Origin of the sequence: Deinococcus pimensis DSM 21231, from assembly GCF_000519345.1 — a bacterium.
GTDB lineage: Bacteria > Deinococcota > Deinococci > Deinococcales > Deinococcaceae > Deinococcus_A > Deinococcus_A pimensis.
In genome coordinates, this window is record NZ_KI912647.1 from 73,203 (window position 1) to 73,701 (window position 499).

A 499-nucleotide genomic window follows, 5' to 3' on the forward strand; every position below is an offset into this window, starting at 1 on the left:
GACGATGCCTTCGCGCGGGCGGGGCTGGGGCACCTGATGGCGCTCTCCGGGCAGAACGTGGCGTTGCTGGTGGCGGCGGCGTCGTTCCTGCTGGCGCGCGCCCCGCTGGGAGGGTGGCGCTCACCGCTGCTGGCGGGGCTGCTCCTGGCGTATCTGGCGCTGGTGGGGGCGTCTCCGAGCGTGGTGCGGGCCGTGCTGCAGGGCGTGGTGGTGCTGCTGGCCCTGTGGGCGGGCCGGGGGCGGACGCCGGGGCTGGAGACGCTGTCTCTCGCGGGCGTGGCCGCCCTGCTGGTCTTTCCCGCGTGGGTGGACGACGTGGGGTTCCAGCTGAGCTTCCTGGCGGTGCTGGGACTGCTGCTCACGCCGCGGCTGGAGTCGAGGTTGCCGGGCTCCTGGCCGCGCGCCCTGCGGCTGGCGCTGGCGGGAACCCTGCTGGCGGAGCTCGCGACGTTGCCGCTCGTCGCGCACGCGTTCGGGAGCGTGCCGCTCGTGGGACTCG

The 499-nt window shown here is 75.6% G+C and carries 1 protein-coding gene; it reads left to right on the forward strand.

Annotated features, from left to right (window positions below; genetic code table 11):
• Positions 1 to 499: ComEC/Rec2 family competence protein (locus DEIPI_RS30960; protein ID WP_045234281.1), on the forward strand; the 499-nt coding region annotated here is incomplete at both ends.